Source organism: Rothia sp. HMSC072B04 (assembly GCF_001813725.1).
Taxonomy (GTDB): Bacteria; Actinomycetota; Actinomycetes; order Actinomycetales; family Micrococcaceae; genus Rothia; species Rothia mucilaginosa.
This window is the reverse complement of sequence record NZ_KV813802.1, coordinates 32,891-54,139: the sequence shown is the minus strand read 5'-3', so window position 1 is coordinate 54,139 and position 21,249 is coordinate 32,891. Positions and strand designations below refer to the sequence as shown.

General features: G+C 57.0%; 16 protein-coding genes. 9 read left to right on the top strand and 7 right to left on the bottom strand.

The genetic code is table 11. The features are described 5' to 3' along the window. Positions 1-102: 102 nt before the first annotated feature. Both HMPREF2928_RS03865 and HMPREF2928_RS03860 read right to left on the bottom strand, forming a co-directional pair. Entirely contained in the window at positions 103-1,578 is a 1,476-nt protein-coding gene (locus tag HMPREF2928_RS03865) for an amino acid permease (protein ID WP_070687418.1), read from the bottom strand. 438 nt (positions 1,579-2,016) lie between these two features. Beyond that, entirely contained in the window at positions 2,017-3,483 is a 1,467-nt protein-coding gene (locus HMPREF2928_RS03860) for an amino acid permease (RefSeq protein WP_049354969.1), read from the bottom strand. 501 nt (positions 3,484-3,984) lie between these two features. Between HMPREF2928_RS03860 and HMPREF2928_RS03855 the strand changes: the two genes are divergently transcribed. Further along, a complete protein-coding gene (locus tag HMPREF2928_RS03855; protein ID WP_070687417.1) occupies positions 3,985-4,383 on the top strand; it encodes a hypothetical protein in 399 nt (132 codons plus the stop codon). Positions 4,384-4,598: 215 nt separating this feature from the next. Next, positions 4,599-5,405, top strand: a complete 807-nt coding sequence (gene trmB, locus HMPREF2928_RS03850; RefSeq protein WP_005508988.1) for a tRNA (guanosine(46)-N7)-methyltransferase TrmB — start codon at positions 4,599-4,601, stop codon at positions 5,403-5,405. A gap of 268 nt (positions 5,406-5,673) precedes the next feature. On the opposite strand, the gene HMPREF2928_RS03845 is transcribed toward trmB, so the two are convergent. The 4 genes from HMPREF2928_RS03845 to dnaK form a co-directional block, all read right to left on the bottom strand. Then, complete coding sequence (locus HMPREF2928_RS03845; protein WP_049341461.1) at positions 5,674-6,180, bottom strand: heat shock protein transcriptional repressor HspR; 507 nt, start codon at positions 6,178-6,180, stop codon at positions 5,674-5,676. A gap of 3 nt (positions 6,181-6,183) precedes the next feature. Further along, the gene (locus HMPREF2928_RS03840; RefSeq protein ID WP_070687416.1) at positions 6,184-7,167 is read right to left on the bottom strand and encodes a DnaJ domain-containing protein; all 984 of its coding nucleotides are present in this window, start codon (positions 7,165-7,167) and stop codon (positions 6,184-6,186) included. A 296-nt stretch (positions 7,168-7,463) separates the two neighbouring features. Beyond that, the gene (locus tag HMPREF2928_RS03835; RefSeq protein ID WP_049327877.1) at positions 7,464-8,042 is read right to left on the bottom strand and encodes a nucleotide exchange factor GrpE; all 579 of its coding nucleotides are present in this window, start codon (positions 8,040-8,042) and stop codon (positions 7,464-7,466) included. 2 nt (positions 8,043-8,044) lie between these two features. Then, positions 8,045-9,877, bottom strand: coding sequence for a molecular chaperone DnaK (gene dnaK / locus HMPREF2928_RS03830; protein WP_070687415.1), 1,833 nt, complete (start codon positions 9,875-9,877; stop codon positions 8,045-8,047). Between the two features lie 767 nt (positions 9,878-10,644). Here dnaK and HMPREF2928_RS03825 point away from each other — a divergent pair. The 6 genes from HMPREF2928_RS03825 to HMPREF2928_RS03800 all read left to right on the top strand — a co-directional run bounded on the left by HMPREF2928_RS03825 (position 10,645) and on the right by HMPREF2928_RS03800 (position 19,119). Beyond that, the gene (locus tag HMPREF2928_RS03825; protein WP_141754946.1) at positions 10,645-12,747 is read left to right on the top strand and encodes a pentapeptide repeat-containing protein; all 2,103 of its coding nucleotides are present in this window, start codon (positions 10,645-10,647) and stop codon (positions 12,745-12,747) included. A gap of 136 nt (positions 12,748-12,883) precedes the next feature. Continuing rightward, the gene (locus HMPREF2928_RS03820; RefSeq protein ID WP_070687413.1) at positions 12,884-14,527 is read left to right on the top strand and encodes a pentapeptide repeat-containing protein; all 1,644 of its coding nucleotides are present in this window, start codon (positions 12,884-12,886) and stop codon (positions 14,525-14,527) included. A 172-nt stretch (positions 14,528-14,699) separates the two neighbouring features. Further along, positions 14,700-16,025 carry a pentapeptide repeat-containing protein gene (locus tag HMPREF2928_RS03815; RefSeq protein ID WP_236146156.1) on the top strand — a complete coding sequence of 442 codons (1,326 nt, stop codon included), beginning with the start codon at positions 14,700-14,702 and terminating at the stop codon, positions 16,023-16,025. Positions 16,026-16,154: 129 nt separating this feature from the next. Further along, positions 16,155-17,882: a pentapeptide repeat-containing protein gene (locus tag HMPREF2928_RS03810; RefSeq protein ID WP_070687411.1), complete on the top strand. Its 1,728-nt coding sequence runs from the start codon at positions 16,155-16,157 to the stop codon at positions 17,880-17,882. 80 nt (positions 17,883-17,962) lie between these two features. Further along, positions 17,963-18,454, top strand: a complete 492-nt coding sequence (locus tag HMPREF2928_RS03805) for a low molecular weight protein-tyrosine-phosphatase (RefSeq protein WP_070687410.1) — start codon at positions 17,963-17,965, stop codon at positions 18,452-18,454. Next, positions 18,451-19,119: a nucleoside/nucleotide kinase family protein gene (locus tag HMPREF2928_RS03800; RefSeq protein ID WP_049340568.1), complete on the top strand. Its 669-nt coding sequence runs from the start codon at positions 18,451-18,453 to the stop codon at positions 19,117-19,119. The genes HMPREF2928_RS03805 and HMPREF2928_RS03800 overlap by 4 nt, the downstream gene beginning before the upstream one ends. Positions 19,120-19,212: 93 nt before the next feature. Here HMPREF2928_RS03800 and HMPREF2928_RS09290 read toward each other — a convergent pair whose 3' ends face one another. Beyond that, complete coding sequence (locus HMPREF2928_RS09290; RefSeq protein ID WP_256370601.1) at positions 19,213-19,341, bottom strand: hypothetical protein; 129 nt, start codon at positions 19,339-19,341, stop codon at positions 19,213-19,215. A 503-nt stretch (positions 19,342-19,844) separates the two neighbouring features. Here HMPREF2928_RS09290 and HMPREF2928_RS03790 point away from each other — a divergent pair. Continuing rightward, positions 19,845-21,110, top strand: coding sequence for a multidrug effflux MFS transporter (locus HMPREF2928_RS03790; protein ID WP_070687409.1), 1,266 nt, complete (start codon positions 19,845-19,847; stop codon positions 21,108-21,110). The last annotated feature ends 139 nt before the right edge of the window (positions 21,111-21,249 follow it).

Sequence of the window (21,249 nt, the reverse complement as noted above, 5' to 3'; positions counted from 1 at the left end):
CCCGCTCCCTGAGAGGAGCAGGTGACGCGGGCTTTACGCATGCGCTGATAGCCGGTACCGAGATAACCGGCACCGATAGCCGGCGTGGCTTAGCGTGGGTGTTTAGCGTGCCGAGAAAATCTCGGACGCCTCCACAATCGCAATCTGCGCGGTGCGGGTCGAGATTGCTTCGTGGCGGCGGGCATCAGCGCGGCGCTTGAAGACCCAGCCGATACCCAGAATCACGAACCAGACGGGCATCGCGAGCAGACCCATGAGAGTTTCCTCGTTCATGGTCAGCACACCAATGGTGAAGGCGAAGAACGCCAGAGCCAGCCACGCGGAGAAACGGCCGCCGGGCAGACGGAACTTCGACTTCTTGTGGCGTGACGGGAACTTCTTGCGGTACATCAGGTAGCTGACCATAATCATCGCCCACGCAAAAATCACGAGTACCGCAGCCACGGTGGTGACCAGGTTGAACGCGCTAGAGATTGAGTCACCCGCGTAGAGCAGCACGATGGAGGACAGCAGCATCACGGCGGAGAGGAACAGCGCGTTACGCGGCACACCGTTCTTAGAGATCTTGCCCAGGAACTGCGGGGCGCTGCGCTCGCGCGCCAGGCCGAATGCCATGCGCGAGGTGGAGAAGATACCGGAGTTCGCCGAGGAGGTTGCGCTGGTAATCACCACAAAGTTGATGATGTGCGCGGCGATGCCCAAGCCCGCCAGAGTGAACATGGCGACGAAGGGACTCTTATCGGGGCTGACGAGGCGCCAGGGGGTAACCATCAGGATGGTGACGAGCGCGCCCACGTAGAAGACCATAATACGTACCGGCACGGCGTTGATTGCCCTGGGCAGGGTCTTTTCGGGGTCCTGGGTTTCTGCGGCGGTGGTACCGACAAGCTCGGAGCCCATGAACGCGAAGACGGCAATCTGGAACGCGCCGAGGAAGCCAATCAGGTGGTTGGGGAACATACCGCCGTCGTTCCAGAGGTTGGCGACGGACGCCTGCGCGCCACTGGGTGAGGTGAAGCCGATAGCGACCATGCCGCCACCAACGATAATCAGGGCGACGATGGCGACAATCTTAATCATGGAGAACCAGAATTCGATTTCGCCGAAGTTCTTCACGGACACCAGGTTCAGGGTCAGCAGAACACCGATGACGGCGAGCGCCGGAATCCATGCCTGCAGGTCGGGCCACCACAGACGCAGGTAGCCAACAATTGCGATGATGTCCGCGACGGCGGTGACCACCCACATGAACCAGTAGGACCAGCCGAGGAAGAACCCGGCCATGGGGCCGACGAGGTCGGTGGTGAAGTCGGAGAAGGACTTGTACCTCAGGTTGGAGAGCAGAATCTCGCCCATAGCTCGCAGCACCAGGAAGATGACGGCGCCGATGAGCATATACACGAAAATCACGGAGGGGCCCGCCAGGGAGATAGCGCGGCCGGAGCCCATGAACAGGCCGGTGCCGATGGCACCGCCGATGGCGATGAGCTGGATGTGGCGGTTGCTTAGACCGCGGTGTAGTCGCTCTCCCTGCTCGGGAGCTTTAGGATTCAGGCTGACGTTGTTCTGTTCAGTCACGACGTCCTCTTTTCAGCGGTTGTACCCCGTACCGCATGTGCCGTTACTGGAATAAGAATCGCTAGATCGCAGCAGGCACGGTCACTGTATGAATATGCGGCCATTAGCTTGCGGGGCGTCCCCGGATTTCGGGGCGAGGCTGGGTCTCTATCAAATACCGCGCGGCATTCGGAAGTGTCACGCTATCGACTAACGCGGAGTTTTTCTGAGAGCTCTCACAGCTACTTGGATAGTTATTCTACAGGTGTTAAGTGCAAGAAAACAGGATTTACGGCAAAAATGTGACCTGTTTCTATTATTCACGTCATATCAAGCGGTGTAAAAAATGCCGCCTCGAACGTAAACAGGCAAGCACGAGGGCACGCGAAAGCCCCGCCTCCGCATCCTCAAAGAATGCAGAAACGGGGCTTACCAACAGCACCACAGAAAGAACAGAAACTACTTCTGACCAGCCTTGTCAGCAGCGTTTTCAACAGCCAGCGCACGAGCACGCTTCGCCGCGTGGCGGCGGGTCAGAATCTCGTAGCCAATAGCCAGAGCGATGAACCAGATGGGGGTCAGCGCCAGACCGATTGCGGTGTCCGGGTACAGGCTCAGGGCGTAGACCATGACGGCGAAGAAGACCAGACCAAACCAGCTCATGCCAATACCCCAGGGCATCTTGTATGCGGATGCCTCGTGGCGTTCGGGGAACTTCTTGCGGTATACCAGGTACGCAATCAGGATCATGCTCCAGGTGAAGATACCCATCATCGACGCCACGGAGGTCACCACGGTGAACGCCTCCATAATGCCGCTACCGGCATAGAGCATGACCAGACTAAACAGCAGCATCACAGTGGTCAGGTACAGGGCGTTGGCGGGCACACCATTCTTGGTGAGCTTGCCCAGTGCGGAGGGTGCGGCACCGTCGTGCGCCAAACCGTACACCATGCGGGAGGTCGAGAAAATACCGGAGTTCGCCGAAGATGCCGCAGAGGTCAGCACCACAAAGTTCACCAGGGAGGCGGCAACAGCAATGCCCGCCAGGGAGAACATGCCCACGAAGGGGCTCATGGACTTATCCAGCTTGTCCCAGGGGGTGACGGCGAGGATGGTCAGCAGCGGCAGGGCGTAGAAGAGGCCAATGCGGAAGGGTACCGCGTTAATCGCCTTGGGCAGGGTGCGTTCGGGGTGTTCGGTTTCCGCCACGGCGGTACCAACCAGCTCAGCACCCACGAAGGCAAAGAGCGCAATCTGGAAGGCACCCAGGAAGCCCGTCAGGCCCTGGGTAAAGATACCGCTACCGGAGGGGCCGGGGCGATCCCAGAGATTTGCCACAGAGGCGACGGTACCGTCGGGCGCGGTGAAGCTAAAGGCAACCATGAGCGCACCAACAATAATGAGGGCGACAATCGCGACGATTTTAATGACTGCGAACCAGAATTCGATTTCACCGAAGTTCTTCACCGAGGGCAGGTTCAGCAGCAGCAGAGCCACGATAACGGTCAGCGCCGGGATGAAGGCTGGGATTTCCGGCCACCAGTATTTGATGTAGCCGGTAATGGCAATGACGTCCGCGATACCTGTGACGACCCAGAAGAACCAGTACGACCAGCCGACGAAGAAGCCGGCGCGCAGGCCGAGGATGTCGGTGATGAAGTCGGTGAAGGACTTGTACTTGGGGTTGGAGAGCAGAATCTCACCCATGGCACGCAGAACAAAGTAGATGACGCTACCGATAATGGCGTAAACAAAGACGATGGAGGGGCCGGTCAGGGCGATGGTCTTTGCTGAGCCGAGGAAAAGGCCGGTGCCGATGGCGCCGCCAATAGCGATCAGCTGGATGTGTCGGTAGCTTAGTCCGCGCTGAAGCTTGGAGTGCTCAGCTTCGGAGTCCAGGCCGGTGACGGAGTTGTGCTGCATTGGCTGCTGTGTCACGTATTTCTCTTTCCTGCGTCGATTCGCCCTAAATTTCACTCGGGGGCGAGTCCGGGTGGCTGGTATTCATACATAATCCTGAACGGCGCGCCAGGAGGCGGTTCCCGCGCTTCCCGAGCCGGCGCGGTGCGCTTGGGCTTGTGGGCTCCGATTTTGCGGGGCTTCCGACTTCTTGCATCGCCGATAAAAGATTATGCAGAGAATGCATAATTTCAAATTTTACCCCCTCATACCCACACAAGTACAAGGAATACAACATCACCAGATTTTTGAGACGGGGCGAGCCTGTGACATCTCTCAACCTCCACCCAAAACACGCCCCGCACCGCCCTTAGATCGCACCCCTTCTCTGCACGCTTCTGCCGGGTTTTCAAAAATATTTAGAAACTTTACGCGTAAAACTTTACAAGGCGAGAAACCGGGTCTAGAGTAGAAACCGTTCAACAAAAACCTAACCAACCAACTACAGAACAGAAGGACACAACAATGGGCAAGTTCTCCAACGCAGCACTGCGACTCACCGCTGGCGCACTCATCCTCGACGCAGGCGTCAAGAAGCTCAAGGCAGACGAAGGCACCTACGCCTTCCTGCAACAGATGGCGGCAACCGGTGTTCCCGCAGTCTCCAAGCTGGACGCAGCAACCTTCGGTAAGCTCATCTCCGGCGCAGAAACCGCACTCGGCGCAACCCTGCTGACCCCCTTCATCCCCGCACGCCTGGCGGGCGCAGGCCTGACCGCATTCGCGGCAAACCTGATGACCATGTACTTCCGCAACCCGGACATGCACGACAAGTACTTCCGCCCCACCCAGGACGGTCAGCAGCTCGCAAACAACATCGTGATGCTCGGCGCAGGCCTGGCACTGCTGGGCTCCAAGAAGTAAGCCCCACACGCTAACTCACTCAGACGACCTCACGAAAGTGCGGCGGGAACAGTATTCGTTCCCGCCACACTTTTGTCTGCGCACTAAATTTCTGTGTTTCTCAGACCGGCATACGCCCAGCTAGTTCAGTCTCACGCCCGGCTAGTTCAGCGTCACGCCAGCCCCGCACGCCGCGAAACCACACGGTGTAGCGGCGCTACGCTATTCTTTTAGGTATGTCTACTGAGAACACGCAGCCTAGCCAGGCACCCGAATCCACCGAAGAAAAGGCCAAGAAGCCGGTTCCCGAGGAATTCTTCCGCCAGCCCTACTCCTTCGTCCGCCGCGGCGACCGCCTCACCGCGCGCCGCCAGAAGGCGTGGGACACCTACTCCCCCACCCACGTGCTGGACATCCCGCGCCTGCGCACCGACACCTCCGTCGCACCCGAGGCGACCTTCGACCCGGTTAAGATTTACGGCCGTGAGGCGTACCAGGTCGTCGAAATCGGTTCCGGTCTGGGCGAGGCAATCGTGCACCGCGCAGCTGAGGTGCCCGAGGCGAACTTCCTCGCCGTTGAGGTGTACACCCCCGGCATCGCGGACCTGCTGCTGAAGATGGGCAACGCCGGCGTGGAGAACGTGCGTGTGGCTCAGGCGAACGCACCCGAATTGCTCGACAACATGCTCGAAGAGAACTCCGTGGACGAGCTGTGGGTGTTCTTCCCGGACCCCTGGCACAAATCCCGCCACCACAAGCGCCGCCTGGTATCCCCGGCGTTCGCTGATAAGGTTGCGCGCGTGCTCAAGCCCGGCGGCATTTGGCGTCTGGCGACTGACTGGGAGGAGTACGCCCTGGTCATGCGTGAGGTTCTGGAGGCGCACCCCGACTTTGAGAACGTGAACCCCGGCGCCGGTGCGACCGAGGAGGATCCGCTGGGTGGTTGGGCTCCGCGTTGGGAGGGTCGTACCCTCACCAGCTTTGAGCGTAAGGCTCAGGAGGCGGGCCGCCGCGCGCACGATCTGACCTACCGCCGCAAGTAAGCGGGGCAGCGTTAGCGAGAGTTACCGCCAGGTGATTTCCCGCCACCGCGCAAAGTGCATACGTTAAAGCAGGTGAGGCTCCCCGATCATTCGGGGAGCCTCACCTCCTTGTGTGTGGGTCTGAGTGCATGCGGGCGGGGGTCTACCCTACCTCGCTCGCGCGGCGCTAAGACGCACAAGTCTATATGGGCGGCTGACCAGCTCAAATGAACTAGAAGCGAGCTAGAACAGCCGAACCATTTATCCCAGTGTAGCGGGTTTAGCCGGTTTAGCGCTGCGGCTTCGTATCATCCGCCGTAGCCGACTGGTGACGCTGACGGTACAACACCACAGCCGAAGAACGCTGACGAGGCGCCGGGCGGGTACCGCGGGCAATATGCACCACGTCGCCGCTGGTACCGGCAGCGAACACGCGCTCCGCCAAGCCCAGCTTCACCTTCGCATCCTCGACCTGACGCTGCAGCGCCGCAATCTGCTCCTGCTGCTCCTCCACGAGGGACTCCAGCTCAATAATGCGGCGAATACCCTCCAGGGAGACGCCCTCCTGCGAGAGCTGCTGAATCTGCTGCAGACGGTTCACGTCACGCTGCGAATAGCGGCGCGCCTTACCGGGCGCACGCGAAGGCTGGACCAGGCCGATGCGGTCGTACTGGCGCAGGGTCTGCGGGTGCATGCCCGCCAGCTCAGCCGCCACAGAAATCACGAAAACCGGCAGGTCCACGCTGTGCAACGGCTTACCGCTACGGGACTTAGATGATGATTCTCGAGATGCCATGGTTTACTTCGCCTTCTTCAACAGATCCTTACGCGGGTTCTCCTGCGGTGCCAGTTTTACGAACTTATCGAATGCTTCCTGCGCCTCTGCGCTCAGCTCGGTGGGCAGTACAATTTCGGGGATGACCAGCAGGTCGCCGTCGCCACCCTTAGCCTTGAAGCCGCGGCCCTTGGCGCGCAGTCGGCGGCCGACCTGGCCGGGTGCCAGGCGCAGCTTCACGGTGGATGCGTCGGGCAGGGGCACCTCAATCACTGCGCCGTCGACGGCCTCGGCGAGGGTGACGGGCGCGCGCATAATCAGGTTGTTACCCTCGCGCGAGTACACGGAGTCATCGGAGACGCGCACGGTGACCTTCAGGTCGCCGCCGCGCAGACCTTTGCCGCGCAGGCGGACCTTCTGGCCGTCCTTGATACCTGCGGGGATGCGTGCCTCGGTGTGGGAGCCGTCCGGCAGGAACACGGTCACGTTTGCGCCAGTGTATGCCTGGGCGAGGCTGATGCGGGTGCTAGTGGTGCTTTCTTCGGGGGCTGCGTGCTGTGCGCCGCCGAAGCCGCCGCCGCCCATGCCGCCGAAGTCGGCGCTAGTGAAGCCTGCGGAGCGTCGGGAGCCGCCGGCGCTACCACCGAAGAGGCCGCCGAGCAGGTCATCAATGTTGATGCCTGCGCCGCCGTTGCTGAAGCCGCCGAATGCGTCCGCGCCGGGGTAGCCGGTGTAGCCGCCTCCGCCGAAGCCGCCCGCACCCATGCCTGCGGCACCGTAGCGGCGGATCTGGTCGTACTCTTCGCGCTGCTTCTTGTCGGAGAGCACGTCATATGCTTCCGAGATTTCTTTGAACTTCTTCTCTGCTGCGGCGTCGCCGGGGTTCAGGTCCGGGTGGTACTTGCGGGAGAGCTTGCGGTACGCCTTCTTGATGTCGCTTTCGCTTGCGTCTTCGCTGACACCCAGTGCCTTATAAAAGTCGTCGGTTAGCCAGTTTTCACTTGCCATGTTGTGTTTCTCCTTCTGCGGTGATGCGCCGCCCTCCTCGGTTACGGGACGGCTTGCAGGGGCACCGCGTGCTTGTCTTAATACTCTATATAAAAGTTTAGTCTACTTGACTCAATTTTGAAAGGGCTGAGCCCAAAAAATAGCGCCCCTACAAGCCTCTTGACCGCCGCCACAGCTCACCGAAACCCGCGCTAACACTGGGCATAGTAGCCCAGGCAAGCAACAGGGCGGGCACTCCCCACCAGGGAGAGCACCCGCCCGTCGTTAGTTATTCAGCCATTGCTGAGCCGACCACCTTACGGTGCGACAGCCACAGCCACCTGAGCGGTACGAACCACACGGTCGTTCACGCGGTAGCCGTAACGCAGAACCATGGAGACATGATCCTCAGCCACCTCGTCGGTGGGCTGCTGCAGTACAGCTTCGTGGATGTTCGGGTCGAAGGCGTCGCCTACTTCACCGAAGCGCTCCACACCCTGCTTGCCGAGCAGCTCTTCGAGCTTGGTAGCAATGGAGGCGAAGGGGCCTTCCTGCAGGTCGCCGTGCTTGCGTGCGGCGTCGATATCGTCGAGCACCGGCAGCAGCGCGGTCACCAGTTCACTGGTTACGAAGCCTCGCAGCTGCTCCTTTTCGCGAGCGGTGCGGTTCTTGAAGTTAGTGAATTCGGCCTGCAGGCGAAGCAGGGAGTCCAGGCGCTCCGCGGCGAGTGCCGCATCAGCAGATTCTGCTTCTACGGCGTCCTGGAGCTCAGCCTCGACGGCTTCCGCAGCTTCCTCGGGGCTTTCGACCGATTCAGCTTCGGGGTGGCCTTCCGCTGCGGGGGCGTTGAATGCCTCCTCCAGCGGGTCGGGGGTGGTGTTTTCCTGCTCAGCCATGATTACTTCTTCTCGTCTTCGTCGATAACCTCGGCGTCGACAACGTCCTCATCAGCCGCGGGCTTGGACTCGGATGCCTCAGCCTGTGCTGCTGCGTAGAGTGCCTCGCCCAACTTGGATCGGGATGCCTGCAGCTTCTCGAATGCGGACTTCACTGCTGCGTCGTCGTCGCCCTCGAGTGCCTTCTTCAGCTCGTCAACATCGCCCTGAACCTCGGTCTTGACGTTCTCGGGCAGCTTGTCGCCGTTCTCCTTCAGGAGCTTCTCAGTGGTGTATGCGACGGACTCGGCTTCGTTGCGGGTGTCAGCAGCCTCGCGGCGTGCCTTGTCCTGCTCAGCATGTGCCTCTGCATCCTTGACCATGCGGTCGATGTCGTCCTTAGAGAGGGAGGTACCGCCGGTGATGGTCATGGACTGCTCAACGCCGGTGCCCTTGTCCTTTGCGGAGACGTGGACGATGCCGTTTGCGTCGATGTCGAAGGTGACCTCAATCTGGGGCACGCCGCGAGGTGCGGGGGCGATGCCGGTCAGCTCGAAGGTACCCAGGTTCTTGTTGTCGCGAGTGAACTCACGCTCACCCTGGAAGACCTGAATGGTCACGGAGGGCTGGTTGTCCTCTGCGGTGGTGAAGGTCTCGGAACGCTTGGTCGGGATTGCGGTGTTGCGCTCGATCAGCTTGGTCATCACGCCGCCCTTGGTCTCGATACCGAGGGAGAGGGGGGTGACGTCGATCAGCAGAACGTCCTTACGGTCGCCCTTCAGCACGCCTGCCTGCAGTGCTGCACCCATTGCCACAACCTCGTCGGGGTTCACGCCCTTGTTGGGCTCGCGGCCGGTGAGCTCCTTGACGAGCTCAGCAACGGCGGGCATACGGGTGGAGCCACCGACCAGGATGACCTCAGAAATCTCGGAGATGGACACGCCAGCTTCCTTGATTACGTCGAGCACGGGCTTCTTGGTGCGCTCGAGCAGGTCGCGGGTCAGTTCCTCGAACTTTGCGCGGGTCAGCTTCTCATCCAGGTGGATGGGGCCCTCGGGGGTCACGGACAGGTACTGCAGGGAGATGTTGGTGCTAGAAGCGCTGGACAGCTCCTTCTTAGCCTGCTCAGCTGCTTCCTGCAGACGCTGCAGAGCAATCTTGTCCTTGGACAGGTCAGCACCGGTGTTTGCCTTCACCTGTGCGAGCAGCCACTCGACTACGCGCTGGTCCCAGTCGTCACCACCGAGGCGGTTGTCACCGCTGGTTGCGCGAACCTGAATGGTGGAGAAGCCGTCGTCGTCCTTGCCGACTTCCAGCAGGGAGACGTCGAAGGTACCGCCACCGAGGTCGAAGACCAGGATGAGCTCGTCTTCCTTACCCTTGTCCAGGCCGTATGCGAGTGCTGCGGCGGTGGGCTCGTTGACGATACGCAGGACGTTCAGGCCTGCAATCTCGCCGGCTTCCTTGGTTGCCTGACGCTCAGCGTCGTTGAAGTATGCCGGGACGGTGATGACAGCGTCGGTGACGGTGTCGTTCAGGAATGCCTCTGCGTCGCCCTTCAGCTTCATGAGGATACGAGCGGAGATTTCCTGCGGGGTGTACTTCTTGCCGTCAATCTCGGTGGTCCAGTCAGTGCCCATGTGGCGCTTGACGGAGGAGATAGTGCGGTCGACGTTGGTTACTGCCTGACGCTTTGCAACGCTACCGACCAGAACCTCGCCGTCCTTGGAGAATGCGACGACGGAGGGGGTGGTGCGGGTGCCTTCTGCGTTGGCGATAACTACGGGGTCGCCGCCTTCGAGAACCGAAACGACAGAGTTGGTGGTACCGAGGTCAATGCCTACTGCACGTGCCATATTTATTCACTCCTTGTGATCAGTGCCCCGCTTCTTCTAATGCGAGGCGGGTTAGTTTGAAAGTTTTGGAGGCGGTCGGTGTTGCGCGTGCCGCCCCGTGTGGGGTGGTCTGCGCGGCTCCTTGAGCCTCATGTACTCAAGTATGCACCCTCCCAGAGGGCGTGTCAATAGGGTTGAGCGAACTTTACTCAACTTTTTTTCGCGGAGGTGTGTGAGGGGCGGGTTTTTTGAGACTCTGGAAGGGTGTTTTGCGGGCGATTTTGGGGCGGCGACGAGGCGCGAATGGGCGGTTTTGCCGCGAAATTCCGCGGTTTTTGGGTGGCGCTAGGGTGTGGCGAGGCGATTCAGCGCACGGCGGACATGGGCGGGCTAACTGGGCGAAAAATTTTTTAAAAAAATTAAAAAAAGGGACGAAAAACCTAAAAATGAGGGTGTGAGAGGTGCCGGAAGGTGGTCTGAGGGCACCTTATATAGGGTGCGCGGGATGATTTTTAGGCACGATTTTTGAGCCGAGAAGCTAGGCCTCTAGCAGCGTTGCTAGGGGTGCGCTTCGTGTAGGCACCTCAGCTACAGGCACCCGCCTGAGATATCAGAGATTCACTCCTCTTATATATGGCGAACCCGCTTGCAAGCTCCATTGCTCACTAGATGGAGGTATCTCCGCTTGTCCGACCCGCAATTCTCCAACCTTCACCTGTGGCTTGAGCCTGCCTGCCTACCGTATGCTGGTTACGACCATATCCTCTCAAAGTAGATAGGAGCCCCTTGTGTCTCCCCAGGAAACACTCTCCAAGGAAAGTCCTGACCCAATTAATGTACTTATCTCGATTATGAAACCGGGAGGGGGAAGATATTTTCTCATTGTTTTGATTATTGTACTGACGGCCGCGCATTTTATATGTTATTCAGAGGCACCTTCTACCCCTCCCCTACTGCCTACCATCTGCAATCTGCTACCTATCACGTGTTCAATACCGCCTACCGTCTCCGTTAATATAATTAGGATATTCTTATCCATACTCACCGTTATATATATTGCAATTAATCTCTGTGAGGCATACAAGAAAAAATCTGATATTATAAATTCATTTCACAAAAATCAACCTCAATTTTTTACAATAGTTGTTGTTTTTGGTGGCACACTTGCAATCTTAATTCCAATGATTATGAATGTTACAAAACTCATTGGAGACGGAGCCCCGCTAACAACTGCATTACTTGGCATCACGGGTGGAATTATCGCCATCTTTGGATACTATAAAACCCACCAGAAAAGTGAACTTGAAAAAGAACAGTTAGAAATCCAAAAACAAAAAGATACACGAGACCATATTCGCCAGCTCCATGACTCCTACAATGATCGTTTTGATAAAGCTGTTGCGGAGCTTAACGGCAGCGACATGAAAGCTGCTTATGCTGCTGTACCTAAACTGGCTAAACTTGCCGATGCTTGGTTAGATTACAAAGACCTCAGTAATAACAAGAAAGAATTAAAGAAGCTAAAAAAGAAGGCAAAGAAAGAAGCTCAAACAATCATAAATGTGCTTTGTAAGTATATACGCACCACTCCAAATAATTACACCAATGAACAATTGGAAAAATTTGATTCCCTCCCTGAATCAGATAAAAAGGTCCTTGTGCATGAAGCTGATATCCGTCGTCTTATTTTCTCCGAGATGAGCGACCGCTCCAGTAAAGCCACCTTTGAAAACAAAAAATTAACCATCATCTCTGGCGATTGGAGTGAATTCGATTTTGATTTCAGGCAGGCTCCAATCTTCTATCCCCTCAATAATCTCACAATCGAGAAAGGTATTTTCACATCCGCCAAATTCTACAATAATGCAAATTTCAACAAATCAACCTTCTTCCAAAAGGCAGATTTTTCCAAAGCAACCTTCATCCAAAATGCCAACTTTAACGGAGCGACCTTCATCCAAAATGCCAACTTTAACGGAGCAACATTCGCCCAGGAAGCAGCCTTTAGCAGAGTCACATTCACCCAGGAAGCAACCTTCAGTGGCGCAACCTTCACCCATAGGGCATACTTCAACGACGCGACATTTACCCAGGACGTTCACTTCGTTGGAGTAGTTTTCCCTCAGGACGTATATTTCTTGGACACGACCTTCACCCAAGTCGCGGACTTCACCGAAGCAACCTTCACTCAAAACGTGTATGCAAGCAGAGTAACCTTCGTTCAAAAGGCGTACTTCGTCGGAGCAACCTTCATTCAAGAGACATACTTCGTCGAAGCAACCTTCACCCAAAACGCCTCCTTTAACGGCGCAACCTTCACCCAATACACTTCTTATAACGGCGCAACCTTCACCCAGGAAGCATTCTTTTTTGGAGCGACTTTCGCCCAAAACGCGGACTTCAACGGAGCGACATTCACTCAGAAAGCGGACTTCAGTGTTACACACTTCGCCCAAAACGCGGAATTCAAGTGGGCGACCTTTACCGAAGAGGCAAACTTCAGTGATGCAACCTTTACCGAAGAGGCAAACTTCAGCGAAGCGACTTTCGCCGAAACCGCGATTTTCCATGAAACGACCTTCACCCGCGCCGCAAATTTCAGCGGGGCAAAGTTCACGAAACTTGAGCCAAGCTTTGTTCTCAAAAAGCGGAAAGCACAATTTTCTGCAGCTGCAAACCCACAGGACTACGATTTCTCGGCCGCGCCGGTGGGCGAATCTATCAACTGTGGACACGCTACTCTTCTCGGCGAGCCGTTCGAAATCCCCCTTGGAACGGTACTTTTCGACCCGATGTCCCCAAAGTATAAGGATGGGAATTACAGTGGGCTAAGCGAACCTGCGAAACCAATAAAAGAGTCTGACAATCAGGGAGAAACCCCCTCCAAGTAAGGCGCATTAGAAGAAACCCCGTCTACACCTCTCATGCAGGCGGGGGTTCTTCTTTTGCCCAGCACTAGCGCGCAAGGGTGGGGCTCTCCCCTATGCTGGTTATAAGCCAGCACCGGAGCAGGAAGGGCGCACCACCATGAACCTCAACAAACTCTTCGCAAAGCTGCGGCAACGCAAAAACACCCCGGCACACAACCTGCAGGCTGAGCGACACGAACGCTACACGCACGCTCTCGAACAATTCCTCGACGGGCAGCCCGCCACACGCCTCCGCAGGGCGTACACGCTCGTAAACCTCGCAGACGAATGGCTCACCGACACCTCCCTCCCCGAACAGGTGCGCCGCGAAGAAGCCCAAGCCATTATCGACGCGCTGACCGGGTGCATCCGCACGCCCTACCCCCTCGCGCAGAAACGGCAGGTTCTAGAAGCAGACGAGGCCCCCGAAGGGTACGAAGGCGACTTTACGCGCGATCAGGAGGCACTCCGCGAAGAGCAGCTGGTACGCCGCACGGTCTTCATGGAGTTCAGCCGCCGCCTCGCCGCAGTCACCGAAAGCAGCAAGGCAGGCAATAAGAAAAATCAGCACGCGGTGCCGCCAATATCGCCAATGTGGGCTGACCTGCGCTTCGACTTTGGCGGTGCGCCCATCTTCTACCCGCTACGGCAGCTGCACTTTCAGAACGCCGACTTCGCCTCCGCAACCTTCTACGGACAGGCGGATTTCTCTGGTTCAACCTTCCACGGTGACACCAGCTTCTCGGCGGCGCAGTTCACGGCCGACGCATCCTTCCATGGCGCGAACTTCAACGACTGGGTGGGTTTCAGCGCCGCACACTTCGCAGGCGCGGCAGAATTCGGCGAGGCACGTTTTGCGGACGCGGCAAGCTTCGCAACCGTAACCTTCACCGGCGAAGCTGACTTCTCAGACGCGGTCTTTTCAGCTGCGGCCGACTTCGGGGTAGCTTCCTTCGAGGCCGACGCCGACTTCTCACGCTTGAACACCGCGGGCATAGCCAGCTTCGCGGCGGTCACCTTCGGCGGAAAGGCAGTATTCACCGCCTCCACGTTCCACGATGAAGCGCACTTCGCCGCATCGGTCTTCAATCGCCCCGCGGTGTTCTCCAAGTCGCTTTTCGGCGGGGCCGCGCGCTTTGCCGGTGTAGTCACCAAGCAGTCCGCAATGTTCCGCGGCACGAGCTTTGCGAGCGCGGCGGACTTTAGCGGGGCGTCCTTCACGCAGTACGAGGATTTTGGTGGGGCGCGGTTCGACGGCGACGCCACGTTCAGCCGGGCGTCTTTTATTGCGCTTCCGAGGACGCGCTATGAGATGGACTTCCCGCAGCGAGCGAACTTCGATAACGCGGCCTTCGCGCAGGATGCCAATTTTAGTAAGGCAACATTCACAGCGTTTGTCGGCTTCCGTAGGGTGACGTTCGCGGGGGCGGCGAGCTTCAACGGGGCAAGCTTTGAGGGCGCCTACTTCGCGGATGCGACGTTCGGTCAGCGGGCAGATTTCAGGCAGACTAGCTTCGCGTACGTTGAGCCGTCCTTTGAGGCTTTGGAGAGGCGTCTGCGGAGGGCACGGTTCTCGGCACAGGCGGATCCGCAGGATTACCTGTTCGAGGCGCGCCCGGAGAGCCCGCACGGTTTCAGCTGTGGCACGGCAGAACTTCTTAATAGAACGTTCGTTCTCCCTGTCGGTGCGGTGCTGTACGACCCGGATTCCTGGGACGAAGAGAAGCAGGAGTACACGCGCCTGAGTGAGCCTGCGCAGTAAAACCTAGCACTCCCCCGCCGTCGGGGAAGCTCCCACACACCATATGCACAGACCCCGCCCGTGCATCCAGCGCTGGCGGGGCCTTTGCGTTTGACCAGGCACGACTCACGGCAGGCAGGTTTACCCTATGCTGGAAGGTGAACGTTCCTATCAGAGAGGACAGGAGAACCTAGTGCCCAGCAATAACACATCATCCGCTCCAGAAAACCCGGTAGCTCCGAAAGCTCAGGAGAATCCTTGGTATATCCGGCACTTTACTAAGCTCCTCATTGGCTTCGGCTTGGGCGGCGGCGCGGTTGCAATTCTTCTGCCTTGGATGCTGTGGTTGCTCTGCGGCATGAGCTCGGGCAGTTCAGATCAGCTGCGTCTGCATCTGTTGTACATCACTGGCGGTATTATTGCGGTTCTGACTCTTCTGCAGACTAATTGGAAGAACCAGGGTGACCGTCTCAAAATTGATGCCGACATCAAGAAGAATGAGCAGGACGCGGAGAAAAACGAACGCGACCATATCCGCCAGGTTCACACTGAACGCCGAAGCCGCTATACCAAGGCTGTCGAGCAGCTAGCTGATGAGAAAGCGACTGTCCGTCTGGGTGGTATCTATACTCTCGTGGGCCTCGTTGATGAATGGCTCGCCGATGGCACTCTCATTCCCGAAGAACGACAGAAAGAAGGGCAGGTTATTATCAATAACCTCTGCTCTTACATTCGTTCGCCCTTTCCTCTGGCGTTAAAAGCAGAGATGTTTGAGGGCGATTCAGAGCCTGATAACTATGAAGGAGACTTCTCCAAAGACCGGACAGCATTTCGCGAAGAACAGGATGTACGCCGCACTATCTTCGGTGAAATGAGCAAACGTAGTAGCGAGGCTATTTTGGATGATTATGGCAAGTTAATCGAAATTATTCCAGGAACGTGGAGTAATTTTGATGTCAACTTCAGCCGATCACCAGTCTTTTATCCCCTCAATAACCTCACAATTGAGAAAGCTGATTTCTCGGGGACAAAGTTCTACACTGACGCAAAGTTCTTTAATTCAGATTTCATCGGGACTGCAAACTTCAACGAAGCGGTATTCACCAACACCGTAGACTTCAGCACAACTGCCTTTACCGATACCGTACATTTCAACGAGACAATATTCGCCAACGCCGCAGAGTTCAACGGGGCTATTTTCACCGGCGATGCGTTTTTTGCGGGGGCGACATTCACTAAAAATGCGGATTTCGGGTCGTCAAGCTTCAATCGCTCTGAGCCAATCTTCGCTATATCTATGTCAGATATAGGATTGTGGAGAGCTCGGTTCTCTGCACATGCAGATTCAAAAGATTACATATTTGAGACTTATCCCAAGAGTACTCATAGCTTCGCCTGCGGCACGGCTGAACTTCTCAACAAAACATTCATTCTCCCTCTCGACGCCGTACTGTACGACCCTGATTCCTGGGACGAAGAGAAACAGGACTACACCCGCCTCAGTGAACCTGCGCAGTAATATCCCGAAGGCCCCGCCACGTTGAATATGTGGTGAGGTCTTTGTGCATGGCCGTTAGAAGCGCAGGATAGGCAGCTTTGCACTATGCTGAAAGGTGACCGTTCCTCTCAATGAAGACAGGAGATTGTCTTGGCAAACAATGAGACCCCGCTAAAAGAGCCGCCTTATATTCGTTATTTCTCCCTGATACTCATCTTCCTCGGATGCCTTGGAGGCTTCCTGGCGTTTACAGTTCCTCTATGGAAGTCTTTATCCAACATTCCTGTCGTGGGCCCCGTTATGGGTTTCTTAAGTCTGCTTATCCCGGCTAGCGACACTGATAATAAGTACCCTGAAAGCAAAGCAATTGCGGATCTTCGTCTACACATTCTCTACATAACTGGTGGCATCATCGCCATCTTGACTCTTTTGCAGACCAGCTGGAAGAACCAGGTCGACCGTCGCAAGGTCGAGGCTGATATTCAAAAGAATGAACAGGATGCAAAGAACGAGGCTGCAAAACGTGAACAAGATGCCATCAAGAGTGAACGTGACCATATTCGCCAGGTACACGCTGAACGGCGTAGCCGCTATGCCAAAGCCATAGAGCAACTAGCCAACGAGAAAGCAGCTGTCCGTCTGGGCGGTATCTATACCCTTGTTGGCTTGGTCGATGAGTGGCTTGCTGATGAAACCCTCGAACAAAAAGAACAACAAAAAGAAGGGCAGGTTATTATCAATAACCTCTGCTCTTACATTCGTTCGCCCTTCCCCTTGGCAGAGGAAATTGAAGAATACGAAACCCGCAAGGAACTAGAAAAGCTCCAGAAAACAGATTCGGAGAAGCTCAGCGAAGAAGAATCTTCACGGCTCCAGGTCCTGCTTAAACGTTTCGAAGATTCTGGTGAATACGAAAAACCTAAAGACATCACCGCAGACTATGCAAAGTTCCACGAAGAACAGGACGTACGTCGCACTATCTTCGTTGAGATGAGCAAACGTAGCAGCGCTGTCAGTGTGGACGAGAGCAAGAAGGTAACTGTTAAATCCGGCGCATGGAGCGGCTTCAAGTTCGATTTTAGCCGAGCACCCATTTTCTATCCCCTGAACAATCTCACCATTGAACAAGGTCAATTCAGCTCTGCCCGATTCTACGGAAACACGAACTTCATATTCGCAAAGTTCACCGGAGACGCAGACTTCACGGGCGCAATCTTTACAGGAAACACAGATTTTAGATATACGACCTTCAACGAATATGCATACTTCGTAGACGTAGCCTTCAGCAGAACCGCAGATTTCTCAGACGCGACCTTCAACAGATTCGCAGACTTCTTGAACACGGATTTCAGCGGAGACGCGAACTTCTGGACGGCAACCTTCACTGGAGAGGCACGTTTCCGGAACGCAACCTTCAGCAGAACCGCAGATTTTACGCGCGCAACATTCACCAGAAATGCATATTTTACGTGCGCAACATTCACCAGAAATGCATACTTTGCACTCGCGACCTTCAACCGAGGTACACACTTTGAATGTACAACTTTCAGCGGAGACATACACTTCCAGGAGGCAACCTTCACCGGAGGGTTGACCTTCGGGGGCTCCTACTTCGAAAAGTATGCACCCACATTTGCAGAGGGTTCTGACTCTGCCCGATTCTCTGACCAAGTCAATTGGACAGAGAGCAACTTCGCTGTTCGTTCCGGAAGCCAGCCTATTGAACTTGGTAGTGCAACGCTCGGGGATAAAACCTTCAGCATCCCCTTCGGGACCGTAGTTTTTGACCCAGGTTCATGGGATGAACAAACCCAGGAGTACAGCCATATGAGTGTCACGTGCTGTAGAATTCGCCGCTCTCCCCATCACCAGGAGTAGCCCACCAGCACAGCCCCGTCTGTATCCTCTGATGCAGCGGGGCTGTGCCACACCCTCTACCCCACCGATACACTAGAACCATGTACCGAATCATGACTGTCTGCACCGGCAACATCTGCCGCTCCCCCGTCGGCGAATACCTCATCCGCCAGCACGCCCAAGAAGCCGGCGTGCCCGTCACCGTCACCTCCAGCGGCATCAGCAACGAAGAAGAAGGCAACCGCATCGACCCGCGCGCCGCCGCGCAGCTCACCACCCGCGGTATCGACCCGTCCGCGCACCGCGCCAGCGTCTTCACCGTCGAGGACTTCGACCGCAACGACCTCGTCCTCGCCATGGACGCACCACACTACCTGCGCCTCAAAGCCCTCGCCCGCAACGACGAGGACAAGGCCAAGATCCGTATGATGCGCAGCTTCGACCCGAAGGTCACCACCACCCACCTGGACCAGCTCGGCATCTACGACCCCTGGTACGGTAGCGAACGCGACTTCGTGTACACCACCGGCCTCATTGACGCTGCCGCACGCGGCCTCATCAACCACCTCAAGCAGGAAGGCGACGCGCAGTGAGTCAGCGTATTCCCCTGAACCAGAACCGCCGCGTCACCGGCACCACCGAAATCCTGGAGCTCTGCAAAGACATGCTGCGCCTGGAGCACGGCATCGGCAACGACTTTGACATGGACACCGCCGAATTCACCGAATTCCGTGCCCAGTTCCTCGCCGACTTTGCGCAGATTCCGCTGATTATCGGCATTGATGGCCGTAGCGGCACCGGCAAAACCAGCCTCGCCGCGCAGCTTGAGCAGAAGCTCACCGCCGCCGGGCACAGCGTGCACGTGCTGCACCTGGACGACTTCTACCCCGGCTGGGACGGCCTCTTCGACGGCGTGGAGGCGTGGGACGCGCTATCCGTGCAACTGACCGAAGGTATTGCCGGAACCTACACCCCGTGGGATTGGGAGGCGGGCGCCCCCGGTGAGGTGCGCACCGTCGACCCGGCGGCTACGCAGGTCATCATCTGTGAGGGTGTCGGCGCGATTGCGGGCGCCTGCGAGGTGCGTATCCTCGCCACCGCCCCGGACGAGGTGCGCCACGAACGCGCTATGGCTCGTGACGGTGACACGTTCCGCCCGCACTGGGAACGCTGGACGAAGCAGGAGGAGGCGCTGCTCGCCGAGATCCCGGAGGACTACGCGACCGTGGACTTCATCTACGACAGCGCGGCGCAGTAGCAGCCGCCTACAATACAGTAGGGCCCAATGCTTTGTGTATCTGGAAGCATTGGGCCCTACGCTATTTAGAGGCAGTTTTATTCAGGCGCTGTTTTACTCGGGCATGGGAGCCGGGCTAGCGGATTCCATGCGGTCTTTATCCCAGTAGGTTGAGGTATTGCTCGGCGCGTGCGTGGAGGCAGTGCCGTCTTTTTCGCTACCCGGGTTGTTGTTAGAAAGCACAGCGAGGATTACGAGCAAGACACAAGCTATGAGCAGCAGGATGCATAGCAAATATTTGTAATAGTGATTGCGCATCTGAGGTGTCCCTCCGGTCGTATCGCGTGGTATGACCAACGTAAGTTATGCCGTTGGGCCTCGCAATGCTTCTCAAGAATATTTCTCAAATATTTCTTCAGCACCGGGGGCTGAGCGGCAGGCTAAAACAAACCGCTCAAGGGGCGGTGTTATCCGTAAGCGACATCAGGGTGTCCGAAGCGAAGCGAGGACGGGTGCCCCTGTAGGAGCGTGGATAACACCGCTCCTTCTGCGTACCCTCTTCACTCCCGCACCGAAAAAAGGTCAAACATTTAACTTACGAAGCCACACCCAATTCTGCTACCGTAGAAAAGTTGTGCTTCTAGCCTGCGCAAGCTCATTCCCAGGGGCGGTACCGCCGCATCCACGTTGTGTAGAGCCGCAGGCGCCGTTGCACGCGCATCACGCAGAAAGAAAAACTAAGGCTAATGTCTTCGAAGTCGATTAAGACCTCTTTCGGGCTATCGCCCCTTTTCATTGTTGTTCTGGCGCTGCTGACCGCTATCGCGCCGCTCGCCACGGACATGTACCTGGCGGCGCTGCCCGCAGTCGCTGAGAACCTGAACACCACCAGCACGAACGCATCCCTGACGTTGAGCGGGTTCATGGTGGGTATGGCGCTCGGCCAGCTGGTCGTGGGTCCCCTGTCGGATAAGACGGGCCGCCGCAAGCCGCTGCTGATCGGTGCGGTCATCTGCTTTATTGCGACGGTGGCGTGTGGTTTCGCGCCAAATATTGAGCTGCTGATTTTTGCGCGTTTCATGATGGGCTTCACCGGTTCGATTGGTGCGGTGCTGGCGCGTTCTATCGTGGCTGATACGACTGAGGGCCTGGCGACCGCTAAGCTCACGGGCGTCATGATGATGATTAACGGCTTCGCGCCGGTGCTTGCGCCGCTGTTTGGTGGCTGGGTGCTGTCGTGGGGTAGCTGGCGCGATATTTTCCATGTGCTGGGCGTGGTTACCGCGATTATGATGCTCGGCGTGATCTTCGTGATTAAGGAGACCCTGCCGGTGGAGGAACGCTACCAGGGTACCGCCCTGAGCGTGTACTCGGAGCTACCGAAGGTCTTCAAGATTCGCCGCTATCTGGGTTTCATGCTGACGATGTGCTTCGCGTTTGGTGCGCTGTTCTCGTATATTTCCGGTTCGACGTTTGTGTTGCAGAAGATTCTGGGCTTGTCCGAGACTGAGTTCACGATCGTGTTCGGTGTGAACTCGATTGGTATTGTGCTGTTCAGCGCGATTGCGACGAAGCTGGTTGGTCGTGTGGCGCAGCGCCGCATTGTGAATGTTGGCGTGGTGAGCCTGCTGGTGGTGTCTTCGCTGCTGTTGGTTAGCTTCCTTGTCGGTATTTCGCTGGTGCCGACGCTGGTTCTGCTGTTCCTGCTGACCAGCTCGTGCGGCCTGATTTTTGGTAATGCTTCGGCGTTGGCGTTGAACGAGGCGCGCCACATGGCGGGTAGTGCTTCGGCGGTGATGGGTACGGTTCAGGCGATGCTGGGTGCGTTGGCGGCGCCGCTGGTGTCGTTTGCCGGTGAGCATGAGTACCTGCCGATGGGCTTCTCCATTTTTGGTTTCGCGGTCCTGACGGCGCTGGTGCTGTGGACTACGCCGCGTAAGGATTCGGACTACTCGGCTGACGGTGAGAGCCACAGTGCTGGTGAAGGTCAGGGTGCTCCGGCGGGCCACTAGCCTGTTGTTGTTTTTTGTGTAGCTAAAGCCCCGGATGGGCAACCTGCTGAGGGTTGCGCATCCGGGGCTTTGCTGTATTTGCTGTAGCAGTTAGGGAGGCGCTTGTACTCTTCCTTCGCTCCTACAGGGGCACCCGCCC

Bases quoted from the DNA above. Each gene is read 5' to 3' on its own strand.
- HMPREF2928_RS03860 (WP_049354969.1), bottom strand. From the start codon at position 3,483: ATGCAGCACAACTCCGTCACCGGCCTGGACTCCGAAGCTGAGCACTCC.
- HMPREF2928_RS03855 (WP_070687417.1), top strand. From the start codon at position 3,985: ATGGGCAAGTTCTCCAACGCAGCACTGCGACTCACCGCTGGCGCACTC.
- trmB (WP_005508988.1), top strand. From the start codon at position 4,599: ATGTCTACTGAGAACACGCAGCCTAGCCAGGCACCCGAATCCACCGAA.
- HMPREF2928_RS03845 (WP_049341461.1), bottom strand. From the start codon at position 6,180: ATGGCATCTCGAGAATCATCATCTAAGTCCCGTAGCGGTAAGCCGTTG.
- HMPREF2928_RS03840 (WP_070687416.1), bottom strand. From the start codon at position 7,167: ATGGCAAGTGAAAACTGGCTAACCGACGACTTTTATAAGGCACTGGGT.
- HMPREF2928_RS03835 (WP_049327877.1), bottom strand. From the start codon at position 8,042: ATGGCTGAGCAGGAAAACACCACCCCCGACCCGCTGGAGGAGGCATTC.
- dnaK (WP_070687415.1), bottom strand. From the start codon at position 9,877: ATGGCACGTGCAGTAGGCATTGACCTCGGTACCACCAACTCTGTCGTT.
- HMPREF2928_RS03820 (WP_070687413.1), top strand. From the start codon at position 12,884: ATGAACCTCAACAAACTCTTCGCAAAGCTGCGGCAACGCAAAAACACC.
- HMPREF2928_RS03805 (WP_070687410.1), top strand. From the start codon at position 17,963: ATGTACCGAATCATGACTGTCTGCACCGGCAACATCTGCCGCTCCCCC.
- HMPREF2928_RS03790 (WP_070687409.1), top strand. From the start codon at position 19,845: ATGTCTTCGAAGTCGATTAAGACCTCTTTCGGGCTATCGCCCCTTTTC.